Consider the following 487-nt stretch of genomic DNA (forward strand, 5'->3'; position numbering starts at 1 on the left):
GTTCCTTGCGGCGCGGGTTCTGCGTCGCCAATCGCACCTGGCCGCCGGCCTGGCTCGATGCTTCAAGCACCATCACCTTGTGGCCGCGCTCGGCCGCGACCCGCGCAACCTCCAGCCCACCGGCGCCGGCTCCGACGACCACGATTTTCTGCTTCGGTCCTTCGGTCCTGACGATGATGTGCGGGATTTCGGCCTCGCGGCCGGTCGCGGCATTGTGAACGCAGAGCGCTTCGCCGCCTTCATAGATGCGGTCGAGGCAATAGGTGGCGCCCACACAGGGGCGGATCTCGTGCTCGCGCCCCTCCATCACCTTTTTGATGATGTGCGGATCGGCGATATGGGCGCGGGTCATGCCGACCATGTCGAGCTTGCCGGTGGCGATGGCGTGGCGTGCGGTGGCGACGTCGGATATGCGCGCCGCATGGAAGGTCGGGAACTTCGTCGCCGCCCTCACCTCTCCGGCGAAATCGAGATGCGGAGACGAGCG

General features: G+C 66.7%; 1 protein-coding gene. It reads right to left on the reverse strand.

Translation table 11 applies throughout. The features are described 5' to 3' along the window. The coding region (locus EN943_RS37380) for an NAD(P)-binding protein (RefSeq protein WP_127416641.1) at positions 1-487 on the reverse strand (487 nt) is incomplete at both ends.

This window comes from Mesorhizobium sp. M7A.F.Ca.US.006.01.1.1, assembly GCF_003997935.1.
Classification (GTDB): Bacteria; Pseudomonadota; Alphaproteobacteria; order Rhizobiales; family Rhizobiaceae; genus Mesorhizobium.